The sequence below is a fragment of the Hominiventricola sp. genome, assembly GCF_057604405.1.
Window position 1 is genome coordinate 138,024 of record NZ_DBLYVB010000005.1, and the last position, 21,461, is coordinate 159,484.

The 21,461-nt window shown below is 44.0% G+C and carries 19 protein-coding genes; 3 read left to right on the plus strand and 16 right to left on the minus strand.

The genetic code is table 11. The annotated features are described in order from the left end of the window. Entirely contained in the window at positions 1 to 4,551 is a 4,551-nt protein-coding gene (gene gltB / locus ACZMB2_RS05445; RefSeq protein ID WP_487595874.1) for a glutamate synthase large subunit, read from the minus strand. A 359-nt stretch (positions 4,552 to 4,910) separates the two neighbouring features. Between gltB and ACZMB2_RS05450 the strand changes: the two genes are divergently transcribed. Continuing rightward, on the plus strand, positions 4,911 to 5,270 hold the full coding sequence (locus tag ACZMB2_RS05450) for a molecular chaperone Hsp90 (protein WP_487595875.1): 360 nt from the start codon (positions 4,911 to 4,913) through the stop codon (positions 5,268 to 5,270). Positions 5,271 to 5,331: 61 nt separating this feature from the next. Here the strand turns inward: ACZMB2_RS05450 and ACZMB2_RS05455 are convergent, their stop codons facing one another. The 5 genes from ACZMB2_RS05455 to ACZMB2_RS05475 form a co-directional block, all read right to left on the minus strand. After that, positions 5,332 to 6,666: an MATE family efflux transporter gene (locus ACZMB2_RS05455; protein WP_487595876.1), complete on the minus strand. Its 1,335-nt coding sequence runs from the start codon at positions 6,664 to 6,666 to the stop codon at positions 5,332 to 5,334. Between the two features lie 226 nt (positions 6,667 to 6,892). After that, on the minus strand, positions 6,893 to 7,429 hold the full coding sequence (locus ACZMB2_RS05460; RefSeq protein ID WP_487595877.1) for a hypothetical protein: 537 nt from the start codon (positions 7,427 to 7,429) through the stop codon (positions 6,893 to 6,895). Between the two features lie 150 nt (positions 7,430 to 7,579). Next, the gene (locus ACZMB2_RS05465) at positions 7,580 to 8,122 is read right to left on the minus strand and encodes an FGGY-family carbohydrate kinase (RefSeq protein ID WP_487595878.1); all 543 of its coding nucleotides are present in this window, start codon (positions 8,120 to 8,122) and stop codon (positions 7,580 to 7,582) included. A 37-nt stretch (positions 8,123 to 8,159) separates the two neighbouring features. Continuing rightward, positions 8,160 to 8,795, minus strand: a complete 636-nt coding sequence (locus ACZMB2_RS05470; protein ID WP_487595879.1) for an FGGY family carbohydrate kinase — start codon at positions 8,793 to 8,795, stop codon at positions 8,160 to 8,162. Then, the gene (locus ACZMB2_RS05475; RefSeq protein WP_487595880.1) at positions 8,708 to 8,998 is read right to left on the minus strand and encodes a hypothetical protein; all 291 of its coding nucleotides are present in this window, start codon (positions 8,996 to 8,998) and stop codon (positions 8,708 to 8,710) included. The genes ACZMB2_RS05470 and ACZMB2_RS05475 overlap by 88 nt, the downstream gene beginning before the upstream one ends. A gap of 215 nt (positions 8,999 to 9,213) precedes the next feature. Between ACZMB2_RS05475 and ACZMB2_RS05480 the strand changes: the two genes are divergently transcribed. Both ACZMB2_RS05480 and ACZMB2_RS05485 read left to right on the plus strand, forming a co-directional pair. Continuing rightward, positions 9,214 to 9,567 carry a helix-turn-helix domain-containing protein gene (locus tag ACZMB2_RS05480; RefSeq protein WP_487595903.1) on the plus strand — a complete coding sequence of 118 codons (354 nt, stop codon included), beginning with the start codon at positions 9,214 to 9,216 and terminating at the stop codon, positions 9,565 to 9,567. Between the two features lie 27 nt (positions 9,568 to 9,594). Continuing rightward, positions 9,595 to 10,389 carry a helix-turn-helix domain-containing protein gene (locus ACZMB2_RS05485; protein ID WP_487595881.1) on the plus strand — a complete coding sequence of 265 codons (795 nt, stop codon included), beginning with the start codon at positions 9,595 to 9,597 and terminating at the stop codon, positions 10,387 to 10,389. A 41-nt stretch (positions 10,390 to 10,430) separates the two neighbouring features. Here ACZMB2_RS05485 and ACZMB2_RS05490 read toward each other — a convergent pair whose 3' ends face one another. From ACZMB2_RS05490 to ACZMB2_RS05535, 10 genes are all read right to left on the minus strand, one after another. Next, a complete protein-coding gene (locus ACZMB2_RS05490) occupies positions 10,431 to 10,682 on the minus strand; it encodes an arginase family protein (RefSeq protein ID WP_487595882.1) in 252 nt (83 codons plus the stop codon). Positions 10,683 to 11,024: 342 nt separating this feature from the next. Next, positions 11,025 to 11,768, minus strand: a complete 744-nt coding sequence (gene nagB, locus ACZMB2_RS05495; protein WP_487595883.1) for a glucosamine-6-phosphate deaminase — start codon at positions 11,766 to 11,768, stop codon at positions 11,025 to 11,027. 16 nt (positions 11,769 to 11,784) lie between these two features. Next, on the minus strand, positions 11,785 to 12,666 hold the full coding sequence (locus ACZMB2_RS05500) for a carbohydrate kinase family protein (RefSeq protein ID WP_487595884.1): 882 nt from the start codon (positions 12,664 to 12,666) through the stop codon (positions 11,785 to 11,787). 56 nt (positions 12,667 to 12,722) lie between these two features. Next, positions 12,723 to 13,613, minus strand: a complete 891-nt coding sequence (locus ACZMB2_RS05505) for an amidohydrolase family protein (RefSeq protein WP_487595885.1) — start codon at positions 13,611 to 13,613, stop codon at positions 12,723 to 12,725. Between the two features lie 63 nt (positions 13,614 to 13,676). Further along, positions 13,677 to 14,699, minus strand: coding sequence for a sugar ABC transporter substrate-binding protein (locus ACZMB2_RS05510; RefSeq protein WP_487595886.1), 1,023 nt, complete (start codon positions 14,697 to 14,699; stop codon positions 13,677 to 13,679). 27 nt (positions 14,700 to 14,726) lie between these two features. After that, entirely contained in the window at positions 14,727 to 15,686 is a 960-nt protein-coding gene (locus ACZMB2_RS05515; protein WP_487595887.1) for an ABC transporter permease, read from the minus strand. A 13-nt stretch (positions 15,687 to 15,699) separates the two neighbouring features. After that, positions 15,700 to 17,172 carry a sugar ABC transporter ATP-binding protein gene (locus ACZMB2_RS05520; RefSeq protein WP_487595888.1) on the minus strand — a complete coding sequence of 491 codons (1,473 nt, stop codon included), beginning with the start codon at positions 17,170 to 17,172 and terminating at the stop codon, positions 15,700 to 15,702. A gap of 862 nt (positions 17,173 to 18,034) precedes the next feature. Beyond that, entirely contained in the window at positions 18,035 to 19,468 is a 1,434-nt protein-coding gene (locus tag ACZMB2_RS05525) for a DUF4367 domain-containing protein (RefSeq protein ID WP_487595889.1), read from the minus strand. A 15-nt stretch (positions 19,469 to 19,483) separates the two neighbouring features. Continuing rightward, entirely contained in the window at positions 19,484 to 19,954 is a 471-nt protein-coding gene (locus ACZMB2_RS05530; RefSeq protein WP_118769230.1) for an RNA polymerase sigma factor, read from the minus strand. Between the two features lie 163 nt (positions 19,955 to 20,117). Further along, positions 20,118 to 21,449, minus strand: a complete 1,332-nt coding sequence (locus ACZMB2_RS05535) for an MATE family efflux transporter (protein ID WP_487595904.1) — start codon at positions 21,447 to 21,449, stop codon at positions 20,118 to 20,120. Between the last annotated feature and the right edge of the window lie 12 nt (positions 21,450 to 21,461).

A 21,461-nucleotide genomic window follows, 5' to 3' on the forward strand; every position in this document is an offset into this window, starting at 1 on the left:
CTATCCTCTCTTGATAGCATAAAATGCTTCGATCTGCGCCTGCTCCGTGTTCATGCCTTTTTCTTCCATCTGGACAATCATGCTGAGCATCTTCTTGTAATCATTCGGGATGATCTTTTTAAATTTCGGCAGATACTGCTCAAAGTTATCAAGGATCTGTTTTCCTCTTTCGGAATTGGTGTAAGCGACATGCTCCTGAATCATGTCTTTCAGTTCCTGCACATCATATTTGTTAGTAACTTCTTCCAGCGTTACCATCGCTTTGTTGACTTTCATATAGAGGTCTCTGTCTTCGTCCAGTACATAAGCAATACCGCCGCTCATACCTGCTGCGAAGTTTTTACCGACTTTTCCAAGGATGACTGCACAGCCACCGGTCATGTACTCACAGCCATGATCTCCGGTTCCCTCTACAACGGTACGTGCACCGGAATTTCTGACGCAGAAACGTTCTCCTGCCACACCGTTGATGTAAGCTTCACCGCTGGTAGCTCCGTAAAGGGCTACGTTACCGATAATGATATTTTCGTCCTCTTTGAAGTTCACACCCTTCGGCGGATAAACAATCAGTTTTCCACCGGAAAGTCCCTTTCCAAAGTAGTCATTGGAATCTCCAACCAGCTCCAGCGTCAGTCCTTTCGGAATGAAGGCACCGAAACTCTGTCCGCCTGCACCGGTACATTTTACGGTAAAGGTATCTTCCGGCAGCCCTTCCGGATAACGTTTGGTGATCTCAGAACCGAACATGGTACCGAATGCACGGTTGGTATTTCTCACATCCAGCTCAATACTTCTCTTCTGTCCGGTTGCCAGGGCAGACTTGAATTCTTTCATGAGCACCTTCTCATCCAGTGTCTTTTCCAACTCGAAGTTGTAAACATGCTTCGGATCGAAAATAACTTTCTGACCTTTTCCGGCATAGGGATTATCCAGAATCTTCGTAAAATCAATGGTAGCCTGTCTTCCGGTTCTGCCCTCTTTGACGCAGAGCATATCGGAACGTCCTACCAGCTCATCGATCGTGCGGATGCCAAGTTTTGCCATATATTCACGCAGCTCTTCTGCGATGAATCTCATGAAGTTAACCACATACTCCGGTTTGCCGCGGAACCGTTTTCTCAGTTCCGGATTCTGGGTAGCTACGCCCACCGGGCAGGTATCCAGATTGCAGACACGCATCATCACGCATCCCATAGTTACCAGCGGAGCCGTTGCAAATCCATACTCCTCGGCACCCAGCATGGCAGCAATTGCCACGTCACGGCCACTCATAAGCTTGCCGTCTGTCTCAATACGGACTTTATTTCTCAGACCGTTCATAATCAGAGTCTGATGGGTCTCGGTAAGACCAAGCTCCCATGGAAGTCCTGCATTGTGGATGGAACTTGCCGGAGCTGCTCCGGTACCTCCATCATAACCTGATATGAGAATGACCTGTGCGCCTGCTTTGGCAACACCGGCTGCGACGGTACCAACACCTGCCTCGGATACCAGTTTCACAGAAATTCTGGCTGCCGGGTTCGCATTTTTCAGGTCATAGATCAACTGTGCCAGGTCCTCAATGGAGTAAATATCATGATGAGGCGGTGGGGAAATCAAACTTACACCTGGAGTAGAAAGACGGGTCTTTGCAATCCACGGGTATACTTTTCCTCCTGGCAGATGACCACCCTCGCCAGGTTTTGCGCCCTGTGCCATCTTGATCTGAATCTCCTGGGCACTGACCAGATATCTGGAGGTCACGCCAAAACGTCCGCTTGCCACCTGTTTAATGGCAGAGCATTTATTCAGTCCATCCGGTCCGATAGTCAGTCGCTCAATACTTTCACCACCCTCACCGGTATTGGATTTACCATGTAACTGGTTCATGGCAATAGCCAGACACTCATGGGCTTCCTGGGAAATGGAACCATAGGACATGGCACCGGTCTTGAAGCGGGTCACAATGGAATCCACGCTTTCCACCTCATCCAGCGGAATGCCTTTCTTCGGATATTTGAAATCCAGTAGTGTTCTCAACTGTCCATGGTTATTTTCACCATCTACCAGAGAAGTGTACTGTTTAAACAGCTGATAATTGCCTTCTCTTGTGGACTGCTGTAAGAGAGAAATGGTTCTCGGATTGTAGAGATGTTCCTCTCCTGCACTTCTTTCTTTGTGAAGTCCCAGACTGTTCAGTGCCAGACTGGTGGTCAGTCCCAGCGGATCGAAAGCAGAAGAATGCATGAGTTCTACCTGCTCACCAATCTCTTTTAGGCCGATACCGCCGATTCTGCTGACGGTATTGGTAAAATATTTATCAACGACTTCTTTATTAATGCCGATTGCCTCAAAAATCTTGGAACCCAGGTAAGACTGGATGGTGGAAATGCCCATCTTGGAAGCAATCTTTACAATGCCATTAATAACTGCCTGATCATAGTCAGCCACTGCCGCATAATAATCCTTATTCAGAATCTTCTTATCAATCAGCTCATGGATACTCTCATGTGCCAGATAAGGGTTCACTGCACAGGCGCCATAGCCAAGGAGCGTAGCAAAATGATGTACTTCTCTCGGCTCACCGGACTCCAGAATAATAGAAACAGAAGTTCTCTTCTTCGTCCGTACCAGATGCTGCTGCAGTGCGGATACTGCCAAAAGAGACGGGATTGCCACATGGTTCTCATCCACGCCACGGTCAGACAGAATCAGGATGTTGACACCATCACGGTAAGCACGGTCTGCTTCTACAAACAGACGGTCAATGGCCTTCTCCAGGCTGGTATTCTTATAATAAGTAATCGGGAGCACCTCTACTTTGAATCCCGGCTCCTTCATATTTTTAATCTTCAGAAGATCGGTCTCTGTCAGAATCGGATTGTTAATCCTCATAACGCAGCAGTTCTCCTGTTTTGCTTCCAGAAGGTTGCCGGCCTTTCCAACATAAATCGTGGTAGAAGTTACGATCTTCTCACGGATGGCATCAATAGGCGGGTTAGTAACCTGTGCAAACAGCTGTTTGAAATAATTAAACAGCGGCTGATGATGCTCTGATAAAACAGCCAGCGGTACGTCAATACCCATGGCAGAAGTTGCCTCGCTTCCGTTGGCAGCCATACTCATGATGGAATTTCTCACGTCTTCATAATTATAGCCGAATGCCTTCTGTAGTTTTGCCCGTTCTTCCGGTGCATACTCTTCCACTCTCTGGTTCGGAATCTTCAGCTCAGACAGATTGACCAGATTGTGATCCAGCCACTCGCCATAGGGCTGACGGTTTGCATAGGATTCTTTCAGTTCATCGTCATCGATAATCCGTCCCTGTTTGGTATCTACCAGCAGCATTTTACCTGGATGAAGTCTTTCTTTTTCCACAATTCTGGAAGGATCAATATCCAGCACACCAACCTCGGAAGAAAGGATCAGCTGATCATCCGTGGTTACATAGTATCTGGAAGGACGAAGTCCGTTACGGTCCAGAACTGCTCCCATCACATCTCCGTCGGTGAAAAGGATTGATGCCGGTCCATCCCACGGCTCCATCATGGTCGCATAGTACTGATAGAAATCTTTCTTCTTCTGGGACATCGTGCGGTTGTTAAGCCACGGCTCCGGAATAAGGATCATCACTGCCAGCGCCAGATCCATACCGCTCATCACCAGGAATTCCAGTGTGTTGTCCAGCATGGCGGAGTCGGAACCAGATGCACTGATAACCGGAAGAATCTTATGGAATTCTCCCTTCAGATGCTCGGACTCTACCGTCTCCTCGCGGGCCAGCATCTTGTCGGCATTACCTTTGATCGTATTGATCTCACCGTTATGTACCAGGAAACGGTAGGGATGTGCACGCTCCCAGCTGGGCATGGTGTTCGTCGAGAAACGGGAGTGAACCAGTGCGATGGCACTCTCGTAGTCCTGACTCTGCAGATCCAGGAAGAAGGAACGAAGCTGTCCTACCAGAAACATACCTTTATAAATCAGGGTACGGCTGGAACAGGATACCACATAAGTGTCCTCGATGGACTGTTCGAACACACGTCTTGCGATGTAAAGCTTCCGGTCGAAATCCAGTCCTTTTTCCACATCCTCCGGTTTCTGAATAAATGCCTGCATAATACTCGGCATCTTCTCCAGTGCTTTACTTCCCAGTACCTTCGGATTGGTGGTTACCTCTCTCCATCCAAGGAAGTTCATGCCTTCCTTCTCTACGATGATCTCGAACATTTTCTTCGCCTGGTTGCGCTTCAGCTCATCCTGGGGAAGGAAAAACATTCCGATACCGTATTCTCTCTCCCCTCCAAGCTCAATACCAAGCTTCGCACACTCTTTAGAGAAAAATTTATGGGAAATCTGAACCATGATACCAACACCGTCTCCGGTCTTGCCTTCCGCATCCTTGCCGGCGCGGTGTTCCAGATTCTCTACAATGCTCAGTGCATCTTCTACCGTCTTGTGCGATTTGACGCCTTTAATATTTACGACAGCGCCGATACCGCAGTTGTCATGTTCAAAGCTCGGGTCATACATTCCCGGTCTGGGACATTCCTGATTTCTCTGTTCGTTCATAAGCTGTACCTTTCTTTCTTGAATCGTTGACATTTCATGTAACCTGCAAGTTTTCTAAAAGTTTACACCCATTTTTTTAAGATGTAAACAAGAAATTTTTATGGAATCGTCAGATTATTTGTAAACAGAAAATTTTATGTCATATTTTTTCTCTATTTTATAAATTTTCGCATTTTCTTCATTCATTCGCGCACAATTTTGAAGTATTTTCCTGATATTGGATTAGGATTTTTCACCATAAAATTTAATTCCATTCATTTCACAGCGGTTTTCCGGATTATTTTTGGAATTTTCTCATGATTTACATGTTTTTCTTATGTGTTACAATAAATATATCTATTTAGAAAGGGGACTTTATCATGACCAAAGAGACACTTGCATTTGTAACTGAGAAGACCAAAGAACTGACCGCAGCCCACAGCTGCTGTGCAGAATTAAAAGAAGCTGCAAACAACTGGCTGGCAGCTGCCGGCACTGACAAAGAGGCAGAAGCGACCAAAGCATACGTGGCAGAACTGGAAGCAGATATCATGCCCATAAACGGACTCATCGCCTTTGCAGAATCCGATATGGGTGCAAAAATATTCGGAGCTGAGATGGCAAAGAATGTGGCTGCTCACGGCAAAGAGATCAAAGCCGCAGGCGCAAAATACTGTGACTGCCCGGCATGCGCTGCATGTGAGGCAATTTTAGCAAGAAAAGAGGAGCTTTTTAAATAAAGCATTAAAAAAGCCTGGCACCAACCGTCCCTTTGAACGAGACAATCGATGCCAGGCTTTTTTATTTTTCCCAGGATGTTTTCTTTCTATAAATCAGCCATGCCACACCTGCAGTAATCCACTCGGTCACCCAAAAGGCATGCCATACGCCATTCGCTCCCAGTATCCGGCTTAACAAAAATGCCGCTGGGATAATAATGAGAATGTAGCGGAGCATGGAAATCAGCAGTGAAGGAAAGCCCATGTTCAGTCCTTCCAGTGCACCGCAGGAAGTGACAGATACCGCAGAAATAATAAATCCGCCGCTGATAATCCGAAGTGCTGTCTTTCCAATCACTACAGTCTCTGCTGAGCTGGTAAAGATTCCTATAAGGCTTCCCGGAATGGAGAGGCAGAGAACCGTTCCCACAATCATAACAACCAATGACATACCAAGGGCTGTCCGATATATTCTATGAACGCGATCATATTCCCGCGCACCATAATTATATCCAATCAATGGACGAATTCCCTGCACGATACCACTGCTTGTCAGATACAGGAAGGTCTGCAGTTTGTAATAAGCCCCCAAAACCAACACATAGCTCTGAGAGAACTCTGCCAGAATACCATTCAGCGCGGAGATCAGCAGGGACGGCAGCGCCATATTCAGGATAGCCGGAACGCCGATAGAGTAAAGTCTTCTGCTGATACCGCCTTTAAAGCTAACTCCGGAAATACAAATCTTTACCGGAATCGGTTTTACCATATAGATAATAATGTAAATTACAAGTGTAATCACCTGTCCGGCTCCGGTCGCCAGTGCTGCCCCTTCAATGCCCATGGCCGGGAACGGGCCAAGACCAAAGATCAGAATCGGATCCAGAACAATATTGGAAATACATCCAGCCATCATGCTGAGCATGGATACTTTCATCCGCCCCACTGCCTGGAACGTTTTCTCAAAGGAAAGACCACTGGAAATAATCATTCCAAAGAGAAAAGCAATTCTGGAATAGCGGATAGCATAATCAATAACTGTTGTATCATCGGTAAACAAGGTCAGAAATTTCGGCATAATCAAGATGCAGACGATAGATAATGTCAGTCCCTGCACCAGACTCCAGAACATTCCCATCGTGGCCGCCTGGTTCGCTTTTTTCTTATCTCCTGCTCCCAGGAAAAAGGCAATGACCGCATTGATTCCCACACCAAAACCGATGGCCGTTGCACTGATCAGGTTCTGCACCGGATAGACCAGTGATAATGCCGTCATGGCATCTTCGCTGATTCTCGCTACAAAATAACTGTCTACGATGTTATATAGCGCATTTACCATCATGGAAAGCACCATGGGTAATGACATAGAAAGTACAAGACCAAATACCGGCTTCTCTTTCATAAAAGTATCAATCATTGTTGTATCCTCCTTGCTTGAAATTCATGGTTCTCTATCTTTTTTCAGAACCATTCGTAAAATCGCTTCTACGAATGGTTCTGAAAAAAGACATAAAAAATCGCCATACAGCTGCTTCGCAAAACAACTGTGTGGCGAAAATCAGATCTCTCTGGTAAAATCCACACCCTTACCGGGTTTAGGAACTTTATCTTAACACTAGTTTTCAGAGGTTGTCAAGGATATTTTATTTTACAATAGTCAGGGTAACCAGCAAATTATCAAGATTTACATGGTCAACATCATATGGCTCATTCAAATTCAACGCCGTAAATATAGTTCCATCTCCATTCGCTATCGGATATAATCTGTAAAACTTTTCTTCACTGCTGTCCTTTATTTCAAAAATTTGATATAACGATAGATTTCCCTCAAATCCTTCCACAGCAAATTCGTAAGTCATTTCATCATTGGTAAAATAAGATGCGCTGTACTCGTCCTTTTCGCAGAAATTATCTTCCAGAATAACCGTTACCCGGTCCTGCGCACCTTCCACTCTTATATCTGCAGAGTGGCTTTCTGGAGGAGTGCACGGCATTTCCGCAATCTTTTCCCACCTGTGATTCTCCGTGTTGGAATGATATACTTTGAAAACAAGTTCGCTGTATTCCATCTTGCTGAAATCACATCCAAGATTCGCATTATATGTAAGTGATTTAGAAGCACAGCCTGTCAGAAACAATATACCGGCAAGTAATAGACCCATAAAATCCCTTTTTACCATAGATTCTCCTTTTCGCTGACATCATCTGTTTTGATTCTTTCTGCAAATCAGATCTGTTATATTACAGTGATAAATGATATTCTTCGTACAGTTCTTCCCTGTATATTTCATCTACAATTGCTTTTTTCAAGTCGTCTATACGTCCATCTTTTACCAGACATTCGTTTCCCATCTTTGACAGTTGAGAAAAAAAGGGGCTGTCGGTAAATAACGTTTTTTAGAGCTGACAGCACCAAACAAAAATATCCCTTTGTACATAGTTCCGCTGACAGCTGCGCCGCAGGCCGCTTCCTCTTTAAAATCCGCCAGAATAAGCTCCGCCCCGAATATGCTGCCGCAGATCTTCTGAAGTACCGGATTCATCCGCAGTCCGTTGCCGGACGCCACGAGACGCTCTGCCTTCAGATCTGTCCCTTCCCGCATCAGACAATACATATCATACAATTCCCGGGCCATTCCTTCCAGTACGCCGAAAGTCAGGCCTTCCGGAGTAAAATTATCCTCGCCGATGTTTGTAATACTTCCGCGAAGTCCGGGCTCTACCCTCGTTCCGTTAAAAGCAGTGCAGACTTTCAGACGGTCCGTGTCTTTCATTCCTCTCTCCGCCAGTTCTGCCATCACAGCATATTGGGAGGTTTCTTCCATGCCCGCCGCTTTTATATAAGTTTCTGAAAAAATGTTCCAGTACTGCATAAGCCCGACCGCCGCACAGAGAAGCTCCTGCAAGCAGCTACTTCCCTTTCACAAAAGGACGCGCCTCTATCCCCGGCGTTTCAAAATACCGGTCTGAAAGCGCCGAGATCTGGCCCCCGGTACCCATGTTCAGCAAAAGTATATTCTTATGTATTCCCACGGAACCCAGAAAACTTACCTGATTATCCCCCAGCGCCGCCGTAACGGGAATTCCCCGGTATCTGCCCAACTCCGCATGTTCCTCCGTTATCTCAGGAAGAATAGACAGCTCTATCTCCATTTCTTTCATAGCTTCTATATGAAATGCTCCTTTTCGGACGTCAAAAAAACCCAGACTGGCCGCGTTGCTCACATGCACCAGAGGATATTTCCTGCCTGTCAGAACCATTCCCAGATAGTCCGCAACTGTGCACAAAGAAACCGCGTCTCTTGGAACCAATCCGTTTCTCAAATTATAGAGATGAGTGATCAAACCATAACCCGAAGCGGCAGATATCCCTGTTTTATCCCTCACTTGTTTTGTCAGGCTCCTGCATCCGTCTGATAAAATGTTTCCTCTCCCGTCCTGCCAGGTATAAAGAGGACTTACATGTCTTCCGTTCCGATCCGATCCAGATATATGATTCCATGCATCTGTCCGATCAGGCCGACCGCGCCTGCTTCCGGGCAGCATGCCAGAAGCTCCTTTACAAGGCCTACCGCTTTGTCAAGAATCACATCCACATCCTGGATCCGTTCCCATTCATGCTCCGTTTTTATGAAACTTCCATTCCGCACCGTCCTGGATTCCAGCACCTGCCTTTTCGCCACATCCAGGACTACACCGCTGATGGTAGTCGTTCCGATATCGATTCCTATCGCTTTCATATTTTCCATGCCTTTCCCCTTTAGATTTTTTCAACATTATAACAATAACATACAGATTTTTAGCTTTCAACACAGACCACAATAATTAAAATACGTTCAAATTACAGATAATTATCTCTTAGTACCGGAAGTATTCTTCTAGTTTCATCAGAATCACAAGGGAATGTAAAATCCTTTTCCGGCACGATAAAATGTATAAGAGGTGAACGATTATGCCGAAAGACATGTTGCAATATCTCGGGACTTTTATCCGGAAAAGCCGAAAAGATTGTAAATTAACACAAGAGGAATTGGCAGAACAGACCGGGGTATCGGCCCGTCATATTGCAAATATTGAAAAAGGAAAAATCAATCCGTCTTACGAAGTTCTGACCACGTTAAAAAGCCGGCTTGGCTTTTCCGGTGAGAGCTTGTTTCATCCAGACCTATCCGCACAAGACGAAGAACTCAATCTGCTTATCGGAAAATATCTGGCCTGTTCCGAGCATGACCGCAAAATACTGATCGGGACGTTAAACTGTCTGGCTGACAAATTGTTATGCACGGAAAATACGCCGGAAATGGATTCTAAAAAATAAATCAGCAAAGGAAAGGGGAAGGCTACAATGGCGCACAGTTTTCGAGGCATCGATGAATTTCCAAATTTAGTCAGAACATCCGGGATAGAGATTACCTACTGCGAATCTTTTGATGAAAAAAGTGATATCTGGTGCTTTGATTTACACAACCATCCCTCTGTAATCGAAATGATGTTTTTCCGAAGCGGGAAAGCGAGTATCTCCATGTCTGCCGATACCTACTCTATATCCTATTATGATCTGATCATATATCCGGCAGGGATGTTCCATAAGGAAACCCTGATCCCTTCTTCACACCAAGAAGTCATATGTATCAGAATCCGTTTTGAAGGCCGTCAAAATTTTAATGCCCCTATCCATATCAAAGATCAGGATCTTACTTTGAACTGGTTGTTTTCCCGTGCGTATGCCGAATATAAAAAAGGGACGCCTACAAACCTTTCTGTAGATTATATGCGTCTCATTTTACTTACCTGTTATCATTTCTGTATGGCAGAAGTAAACGATAATTTCATCGAAACCGTTGTCTCCTATATCAGAGACCATTTTTACGAGCAAATAACACTCGCGCAAATAGCGGACATCGTCAACGTCAGCCCGACACATCTTAGCCGGTGCTTTAAAAAACAAACCGGGACGTCTATCATCAACTACATTTTATGGCTCCGCATCGACACTGCCAAACATATGCTTTGCGCTAGCAATTATTCCGTAGAATTTATCGCCAGATCCACCGGATTCAGCTCATCCAAATATTTTAACCGTATTTTTAAAAAATATACAGGCCATACTCCGAGTGAATTCAGGAATCATGCCAGTTAGACTTCTGAATTCAACTGCGGCAACCTGTATATCTTGGTGCCTTATTGCTGCTCGCTGAAAATCGGAAAATCAGAGAGAAATTTTTTCAGATCCATCATGTCCCATGGTAAATGTTCGGTGATGGTAAACCCTACAAATTCTACCTCCTCTTTTATATCCTGAAACAGTCTGGTTAATCCGGAAAAACTCATCTCACCATGGGAACAATCCGTGGATATCGGTTCCGGTTTCTCAAAAACATTAGAATGGAAAAGTTCCGGTTTTATCACATCCACGTCCAAATGAACCATCATATACTGGAATTTATTCTTTTCAGCGACTGACTGTCACGAATAAGCACAGACGGCGGGACTACTTTGATCCCAGATGCATCCACCAGCTTCTGCTCTTCTGGTGTAGTGCTTTCTAGGACGCCGCAGTAAAGGAACTGATCGGATGTCAGAAATCTTTTCACTCTCGCTGCAAATTCGGGATCTCCTTTCCCCATAAGATTTCCTACGACCATGGAATTCCCATTCGGAAAATATCCGTATTAGATATATCCGGGTATGCGTCCAAAGTGTAATCGGGTCCCGTCCCGCCCTGCCACTGAGGGAAAATCATTCTTAACGTACGTTGCATCTTTTATTCTTCTCCTAATGCACCGTATTTTTCTTCATATAATCTGCAATCGCAGAGTCAATATAGAGAGTAAAATTCTCATGATCCTGCAAGATAGAAGCAGGCAGTTCCGGATGAACCGGTCCATGAATCATCTGATAGACTGCTTCTGCTTTTTTCTCTCCATAAGCAATCATGATGATCTCTTGCGCCCTGGCAATCAGTTTACTCCCCATCGTCAGCGCCTTCTTGGGAACCTCATCTATACAGCTGAAAAACCGACTGTTTACTTCGATAGTCTCTTTGGTCAGCTCTACTTCAACCACACCGTCAGAAAAAACTTCCGCAGGTTCGTTAAAAGCAATGTGTCCATTATTTCCAATCCCTAGAATCTGCAGATCAACAGGTCCGATCTGTTCAATCCGTCTTTCATACCGCCTGCATTCCTGCACCGGGTCTTTTGCAGTTCCGTCTAAAAACTCAATATGCTTTGGATCAATATCTGTCTTTTCAAACAGTTCTTTCTCCATAAAATATCTGAAACTATTAACATTTTCTTTTTCCAGCCCGCAATACTCGTCCAAATTGACGGTATGAACAGAACTGAGTGAAAGTTTCCGGGATGCATAAAAATTAGATATATATTTATATGTTTCCAAAACGGAAGACCCTGTCGCCAGTCCTAAAACAAGGTCTGGTTTCTGGATGATTCTCTTTGCTATCTGTTCAGCAGAAAGTTTCCCAATTTCCCGGATTGATGGAGCAATTATGATCTTCATTGAGCCCTCCCCCCGTCTACCATGCGCCTACCATTTGTACTGTTTTTTTCCCGGCCAGTATTGCCGCTTCCAGGCACTTTTCTATCTCATTTTGACAGATCACTGTCCCGTTTTTCAAATAACTGACATAATTATACAAAAAAGCGGAAAAAAAAGCGTCCCCCGCGCCTGTAGAATCGACAACTTTTACACGCTCCACGCCTTTTACAATATGTTGATGATTCCAATACATATGAACGTCCTGGTCGCCATTTGTAACCAGCAGGACTTTATCCGGATACCGGGCAACGTCTGTCTGCAATAAATCCACTTCTTCTGAAGTCAATTTAATGATATCTGCCAAATCCATCAATTCTTTCGTCCGTGTAATTAAATCCTGACGATTATCCCAGCATCCTATACGGACATTCACATCCAGCGAAATTATTACATTGTGTTCTTTCGCCTTTCTAATAATCGTACATACCGTTTCTGCCGATTTTTTTGTAGTAGATAATAAAGCCCCTGTATGCAGGACATAGGTCTGGTCAAAAACCTCTCCCGAAATCTCATCCAAGACTAACGCGCTGTCCGAGCCATCCTTTCGATAGATAATATAGCGCTGCATATCGGAACTGTCCGGAAATACGATCGTAACCGGCGTATTCCTGGATCTGTCTATCTGAATCAAAGAGGTGTTCACCTTTTTTTCCTGTAAAGTGCGGATAATCGTATATCCCAGCGGATCATCCCCTACCCTTGCGATCAGCGCAGTGTTTCCTGAAAGCTTTGCAATCCCTATTGAGACATTCAAGGGAGCTCCTCCAACAGAAGCCCGATACTGTCCGCACACTTTTCCGTCCTGAGGAATATAATCAATCAAAGCTTCTCCCAAAGCCACTACATCATATTTCTTCATTTTTGCCTCTTTTCGTTTTTTGCGGTACTGCAATTATGCAGTACCGCAAACAGAATTTAATCTTCCAGTTTGATTTTGGGAATTCCTAAATATTTTGCAATATTTCCACCCATAATCAGTTCGTATGCTTCCTGATCGTCCCCTGTCAATGCTCTGACAATCGGATCTTTGATCTCTGACAGATCAAAAGGCCCGTCCGTACCAATCGTAAATCTGCTGGGTCCGACTGCTGTATACGCTTCTTTTACGCTGTAAGGTCCTACGTTAAGCGTAAGATCCAGCATCAGATTAGGCACCGGGATTGATACCGCGCTGGTCGTTCCATAACACCAGATAAATCCTGCATGCGCTGCCAGGAATAATAAATCCGGAAAAGCCTTTGCGGTCTCGGCCATAGCCGTCGCTGTGTTATTGACAGAGTCACCTGCCGCATGCACTACAACCAACATTTTCCTTCCTGTTTTTTCCTGTAGTTCCGTCAACCTTTGTAATACCGGATACACTACGGTAGGATTGTTGATCTCATAATTGTGCTCCAACGGATGCATTTTCAGGCCATTTAGGCCAAGATCAAGGATACACCGGTCCAGCTCTTCCAGAGCCTCGTCACGGATCGGCAGATCCATCGGCCTTCCTTCTCCTTCCGGCGGATAGTTATAAGTCTTCGGTCTCTGATTCCACGGATTAATCGTAGCGAGTCCAATGATTCTCTTTGGATTCATCCGCTGGATTTTGGCAATATAGTCATTGCCAACATAAGGATTCCAATCTGGCGTCCTGTGGCAAAATCCTTCATTTACCTGAAATACCACCTGGATATCCACGCCGTTTTTATCCATATATGGAATCAGCTCTTTCTCAGCGTCAAATGTGTTAATCAGGTTCACTCCAATGTGACAATGGGTATCAATCACCGGCCAACGATCTTTTTTTACTGTATTACTCAATGTTTTATCCTCCAAAATATTATTATTTAGCGTTCCGTGCAGATAATGACAAATAATTTTTCTTTAAAATCCTAAATTATAATACTGATCCACATTTTCTTTTGTAACAAGAACACTGGGATCCATTATCTGTTTATCTATTTTCTCACCCTCTAAATATTTTTTCCCATACTGCAACGCCATCTGCGCCGCTGTCGGCAAAAATGTGGAAATAGCTGTATAAATAGCATCTTCTTCCTGCATCATATCAAAAATTCTCTGTGCTCCACCAACTCCAACAATATATTTGCAGTCTGTTCGGCCCGAATTTCGAATTGCCTGCTCAACCCCGATGCCGACCTCGTCTACCTGACAATAAACGCCATCAATCTGTTCATTGGCTGAAAGCATGTCCGTCATATATTCATAGCCTTTATCCGCGTTCTGTGCAGGATCAGCTTCACTGATAATTTCTATATTAGGATATTTTTCTTCTAGGGTATCCTTAAATCCACCATTTCTCAGCAGATCACCTTCTGTTCCCGCATCGTTTCGCATAACTACTACTTTTCCTTCTCCATTCAGAACATCTCCAAAATATTCTGCCGCCAATACACCACATTGATAATCATCACCACCAATGAAAGAAGTATACTTATCTCCCACAACTGGGCGTGTTGCAACAATTAACGGAATTCCTGAATCATATACTCGGTCACATATCTCCTGAAGAGCAACTGCATCCTGCGGCATCACCATGATCAGATCATAATCACCGTTTAAGAAAGTTTCGATAATATCCTGCTGTTGTGCGGCATTTTCACCCACAGATAGTGTATATTCATATTTGTCCGTGTCTTTTTCACATTCTTCCTCCAACAACTCAATTTCCTTAGCCATCCAGGAATTTACAGCGGTCGCCATGCAGATGCCAATTTTCTTTTTCTCAGTCGTTTCTGCAGACTTCTCATCTGTTTCTGATGATCCCCCATCCACTTCTGCTGTACGCTGGCTATTCCCTGCATCACTGGTTGTTGTTCCAGATCCACATGCAACAGACGACAAAACCATAGAGATAAGTAATGTAATTGCTATTGCCTTTTTCATTTAAAACCCTCCTAAAATTTTTAATATTTATTTGTCTCTTTTCTGCAAAAGAACCGCTATCAGAATCACACTTCCTTTTACTGCTCCGTTAAGAAACGTAGATACATTCAGGTGTACCAGCATGTTAAAGATAATATAAAGAATTATCGCCCCAATGACCGTTCCCGGAATCTTTCCTTTGCCGCCGGTAAAAGCAGTACCGCCCACCACGGCTGCGATAATTGCTTCCGTCTCATAATTCAGACCGCTGGATGTTGGTGCTACAGAAGCCATACGAGATACCTCTACCGTAGATGCAATAGCGACCATTAGTCCTATAATCATATAATTAAGTATCTTTATCTTATCTACCTGAATCCCGGTATAACGCGCTGTCGTTTCATTTCCACCTAATGCATAAACATATGTTCCAAATTTGGTTTTAGACAATACGACATGCATAATCAGAGCAACTATCAGAAAGATTACAAACGCAATCGGAATCCCTCCGAAAAGGCTTCCGTTTCCTATGGACATAAATACGGGTTCCTGCACCCCCATTACCGTTGTTCCGTTTGTAATATACTTTACCACTGACCTAAGCAATGTCTGCGTAGCCAACGTGACAATAAAGGGAGGCAATGCAAATTTAGCAATAAAAAAGCCATTAAAGAATCCAATAAAAATTCCAAAAACACACGATCCCAAAATTGCTATAGGCAAAGGCACTCCGGCTCCTTGTATAGTCAACAAAACTGCCCCGCAACAAGCAAATGTTGATCCTACTGAAAGATCAATACCTCCGGAGATAATTATATAAGTCATTCCCAGAGCAATTATCCCTAACGCGGAACAACTTCTGAAAATCGCCGTCAGATTATTCCATGTAAAAAAATTTTTTTCCACAATACTGCATAATAAAATGATCACAATAAATACAAACATCACACTGTAATCGTTCCATGCAGTTTTCAACATGTTCTTTGTCTGATTCTTAAAATCGTTCATGATCATACTCCTTTTATCCCAGGGCCAGCCCGGAACCTAATGCCATCAGATTGTCTTCCGTTCTCTTTTCCCCTTCCAGTTCTCCCATAACTTTTCCTTCGTACATGACCAGTATACGTGGACAAACTTCTAAAAGTTCCGGCAGATCCGAGGATACGATAATAACCGTCCCGCCATTATTTGCTATATTGCGAATAATCTGATATATTTCTTCCCTGGCTCCCACATCGATGCCCCGCGTCGGTTCATCCAGAATCAGAATCTCCGATTTTGCAAGCAGCCACCTTGCCAAAATCACTTTTTGCTGATTGCCTCCGGATAAATTCTTTATCAGCTGACGCGGTCCCTGACATACAATCTTTAGCTGTTCTATCATCTCCCGGTCATTGTCCTGAAGCTTTTTCTTACTTAAAACAGCTTTAATACATTTGATTATGTATGAATAATTCATGTTATCATGGATACTGCGGATCCCCACGATTCCGGAAACTTTTCTGTCCTCTGTAGCAAATCCGATATTGTGCCGCAACGCTTTTGACGGGGACGAAATATTTACTTCCTTCCCTTTGATATAAAGTCTTCCAGTCTGGGTTTTTCTCAAGCCAAAGATAAACTCCATCAATTCCGTTCTGCCTGCGCCTATCAATCCGCTGAAACCGATAATCTCGCCTTTTGCTACCCGGAAGGACACATGCTTCAACAGGCCGTCCGTGACATCCTCGACTCTGAGCATCTCGTCATTTTTGTCTCCCTTGAATTCTTCCACGGTACTGATTTTCAGTTCTCTTCCGACCATGTATGTGGCGATCTCGTATTCCGAAACCTTCTCTGTCTCCACGGAAGTGATCAGTTTTCCGTCCCGTAAGATCACAACTCTGTCGCAGATCTGTTTAATCTCTGCCAGCCTGTGCGAGATGTAGATAACCGCCACTCCTTTTTGGCGCAGAGACCGGATCGTCTCAAACAAAATCTCCGTCTCATGTTCAGTCAGAACAGCCGTCGGCTCATCCATTACGATCAACTTACAGTCAAAACTGATAGCTCTTGCAATCTCTACCAACTGCTTCTGAGCCACCTTCAGATTGCCTACGGCAGTGGTAACGGGCGTACGTTCCTTCAATCCCTCCATCACTTTCTGAACTCGGCGGTTCATTTCCTTAAAATCAATCAGACCATTTTTCTTTTTGATTTCCCTTCCCAGAAATACGTTTTGAGCAATAGAAAGCTGGTCTACCAGGTTCAGTTCCTGATGTATCATGGCGATCCCAAGTTCAAGACTTTTTTGAGGATTCTGGCCGGATAATTGTTTCCCTTCAAAATAAACATCACCACTATCTTGCTTATATATGCCCATAAGGATTTTCATCAACGTGGATTTTCCGGCTCCGTTCTCTCCGCATAATGCGACGACTTCACCTTCAGAAATTGTCAGATCAACGTTGTGAAGAACTTCCACCCCATTAAATTTTTTGACGATTTGATTCATATTCAGGATTTCTCCCATTTTTATCTTAAACCTCCCTTCTTATTTTGTTATTTTTTGTTTTTTCATGTAAATATCTTACTTTATTTCTCATTGTGGAACAACCCACATTCCATTCACAAAAGTATACAATCCGACCACATTATATGGGAATATTTTCTATTTTCCTTCTCTTCTCCACGTCAAATATCCGTTAAATTTTCTATTATTTTTTTAGTTTTATGATATCATTTGTCTTTTTTCTACAATATGCACTTTCCTGCAGAAAATCGGATAGGGGAGGTTTGACCCTCCCCTTCCACACCACGTAGCGTCAGACTGTCTAACGATTCGAAAATTCAGTCTGATGTACGGTATTTTTATCTTCGATTTTTTTAATACCATTTTTATCTTTGTTTTTCACATGAATTACATGTGTTCCTCTCCCTGCTACATCACACTTTCTTCAAACTTCGTTACTAATTCTTCTGTTGAAAACATGCTTAATAATCGCTTAAAGTTATAAGCGATAAACATAGATGCAGCTTCTGCGTCAACATTCTCTTGTCCGCGTCGATGTGTTGATAAATTTACCTTTCTGATAAGCGTTACCTCCGTTCTGTTGTTCAGGAGGTTATTTTACCACATTTGGGACATTTTCCTTTGTGGTATATTAGGACATTATCATATATGGCTCATAATTTTTATTGTTGTCTTGTAATTGAAGTTGACGATTGCATGGTTTCTTGGTAATACCGGTATTAAAAAAGTGCTGAGTCATAGGTTTTATCCTATGGCTTAGCACTACTTTTTCGCTTCAAGTGCGAAAGACAGGTAACATTAGTTTTCAAATGTTGTCAAGGATATTTTACAATGGACAGGGTAACTATTGTACCTGCTGTCTAATGTCTGTCACGTATCCATCCGTAAGATCAGATGTTAGATTGCAGGTATTTCCTAAGTCAAAATACATTTCCCCAAGCTTTTCTTCTGGTACAGCAAATGCCCAATGTACCGTTACTGTCTCTCCCGGTGCAAGAGAATCAATATAGTTATTCGAACGTTCCCCACCTTTCACATCATACAGTCCTACCTCCGTATTGAAAGAATGACTGGCCACAGCCACGTAGGTCCATGCATCATTCTCTGACGGTGTCTGGGTATCTGCTCTCCAGATCTTTGCCACAGCTCCAGCCGGTTCCAGAATACTGATCGTTCCATTGAACATAATATCTTTCCATGTTTCTGCACCGGTATTCGTATAATCCACGGTCACGCAGACCAGTTTCTGCGGCTCTTCTTCCGTCTGGATCACCTGATCCAGCGTATTGACTCCATCTCCTTCTTTCACATAGGTAAGTGTGACTGGAAGCAGCGTTCCATCTGATGCAAAAGCCTGCTTATCATCCTCTCCCAGCATGGAATCCGACAACATGGAGCGATTATCCCCAATCTGGACATCCGTTACTTTTGCTGTCAGTCCTGGATGTTTTTCCAGATCGTTTTCAGATATATCCAATACTTCTCCCATTGGATGTGCTTTTTCTAGGTGCTCCATGGATACTGATGTGACAGGAAGGTTCGATTCATCTATCATCTCCTGTCCTTCATCCGCAGTCAGATAACTGCTCCAGTTATAGCACATCATCACATCTTTATCATCGGACTGTTCCGCGGGTGTCAATGTCACATGCTCCGCTATCTGGATGGCATCCTCTTTTGACACATCTGATGCCGCTGTTATTTCCAGTACCAGATGAAGATCCGGGTACGCCACATAGAGCTGCTGGTTAAATGTAAGTTCATTGCTCAGTGCCTGCTGTCCCAGGTATATACCTTGTCTGCCATCAATATTCAATGTTTCACTCTCTACCACCTGCTGTGTCAGCATTTCAAAAGCGGAGTCTCCCGTATCCATATAGTAACAGAGCATGCTCACGCCACCCTGCGCATAAGTATCTTCAAAGCTATATTTTCCTTCTTCTGTCTGCACCATTCCGTCCGGCAGCCACTCCGCAGTCAGCTTCACATAATGGCTCTCTCCTGTCGGCTGCATCGTTTCATTTTCTGTTCCTGCTTCTTTTTCCTGCGTTGTTTTCACTGCATAGGTTCCCACCTGCTTACTTTTCATTCGATATAAAACACCTGCAAATGCGGTGGTTCCCAGCGCCAGAGTTGCTGCCAGCACGGCGATCATCACTCGGCGGCCTGTGAATTTACTTGTCTTTTTCTGTAACTGCTGTTCTACTTCCTGCTCTATCATCTTCCGCATAGCATCCGGCATCTTCGGAAATTCCTGATTCATATTTTCCAACTTCATCGTTCATCCTCCCCTTTAACCTTCTTTGGATAATTCTTCCTTCAGCTTTGTCCGCGCCCTGGCAAGTCGGCTCTTGACCGCACTTTCTGTCACTTTTGTCATTCTGGCAATCTCCCGAATATTGTATCCTTCCATATAATACAGAGTCACTGCCAGTCTTGCTTCCTCTGTAAGCCCCATCAACGCTTCATACAGATCCGAATAATCCTGTCTCTCCATCCACGGTTCTTCCTGCTCACAAGTCTCCAATGATATGATCTTCTTTTCCTTACGCATGATTCCATAACATTCATTGATCAGAATACGGAGCAGCCAGGTCTTTGCATAAGTGTCCTGTTTTAACGTTCCAATCTTGTCAAATGCTTTTGCGATGGCCTCCTGAATGGCATCCTGACAGTCCGCATCATTATAGAGTAATGATTTCGCCACATGATACATGCTGTCCTCCGATGCCAGAATCAGTTGACCCAGTTGTTCTCTTTTCATAGTATCCTTCCCGCCGGCTTTTTTGTATTTACATAGATTAGATGCATGCAATCTCCATTTGGTCGCAGTGTTTTAAAAATAATTTTCATTCAAAAAGAAAGAGCCAAAAAAAACTTTTACATTTCTTTTCGCTCCTTTAAATTGATCGATCTGCATTCTAGGGCTATATGCCCGGACGGGTGTTACGTATCTTCTTCCTCACAAACCAGAAACAGATCACCTGCATCACAACAGTGGCAGCCCAGGATGCCGGATAAGACAGAAACAAAAATGTCAGCGACCGGTGTGTCGGGAATAACAGGCAGATCCAGATAATCCGCATACCTACGGTACCAATAATGGACAGGAGCATGGGAACGGTCGAATACCCCATGCCTCGAAGCGCTCCGGGAAACAGGTCCATCAGTCCACACAGAAAATAAGTAATGGTCGTATAGGCCAGAATCTCCATCCCACAGGCAACTACATCTGCCTGCTCACTGTAGATCCGCAGTAGTTTAGGACCAAGCAGATATGCACCGTTTCCAAGAGTCAGTGCAACTATCACGGAAAGGATAATACAGTCAATCAACACCTTGTCCATTCGTTTCCATTTTTTTACACCATAGTTCTGGCTGGTAAAGCTCATACATGCCTGTGTCACGGAGTTGATGGATACATACAGGAATCCAAGAATATTGTTGGCTGCCGTATAACCTGCCATGGCAATAGACCCAAAGGAATTGACGGATGACTGCAGCATGGCATTTGACAAATTGATAACCGTGCTCTGAATTCCGGCCGGCACTCCCACGGCAAAGATCTGACGCAGATATTTTGTTTTCAGACAAAGTTTTGAAAATCTTAGCTGATAGCTGCTTTCCGTGTGATACAGGCACCGCAAAACCAGAATACAGGAAATGCACTGGGAGATCACCGTCGCAATTCCCACACCCGCTACGTCCAGGTGAAATACAATCACAAGAAACAGGTTCAGAACCGCATTGACTACACCCGATATAATCAGAAACAACAGCGGTCTTTTCGTATCTCCCACTGCTCTCAGCACGGCAGCCCCATAATTGTACAGCATAAAAAATGGCATTCCGCAGAAATAAATCCGCATGTAAAGCACGGACTTATTGATGACATCTTCCGGAGTTGCCATGATTTCCAGTGCAAATCTTGCCAGAGTCACACCCAGTACCGCCACCACAATTCCGCTGACCAGCGCAAAGGTAATGGCTGTATGCACGGTTTCTGACATTTCTTTTTTCAGCTCCAGTGCATAAAATCTGGCTGCAAGCACATTGGCTCCCAGAGAAATACCGATAAACAGATTTACAAAGATATTAATCAACGCCGTTGTAGAGCCAACTGCCGCCAGCGCCTGGCTGCCGCTGAATCGGCCGACCACAATGATATCCACTGCATTGAACATTAACTGTAAAACACTGGATAACATCAGTGGGACAGAAAATGTGATCAGCTTATCCATGATCGTCCCGTTGCACATATCAATTTCGTA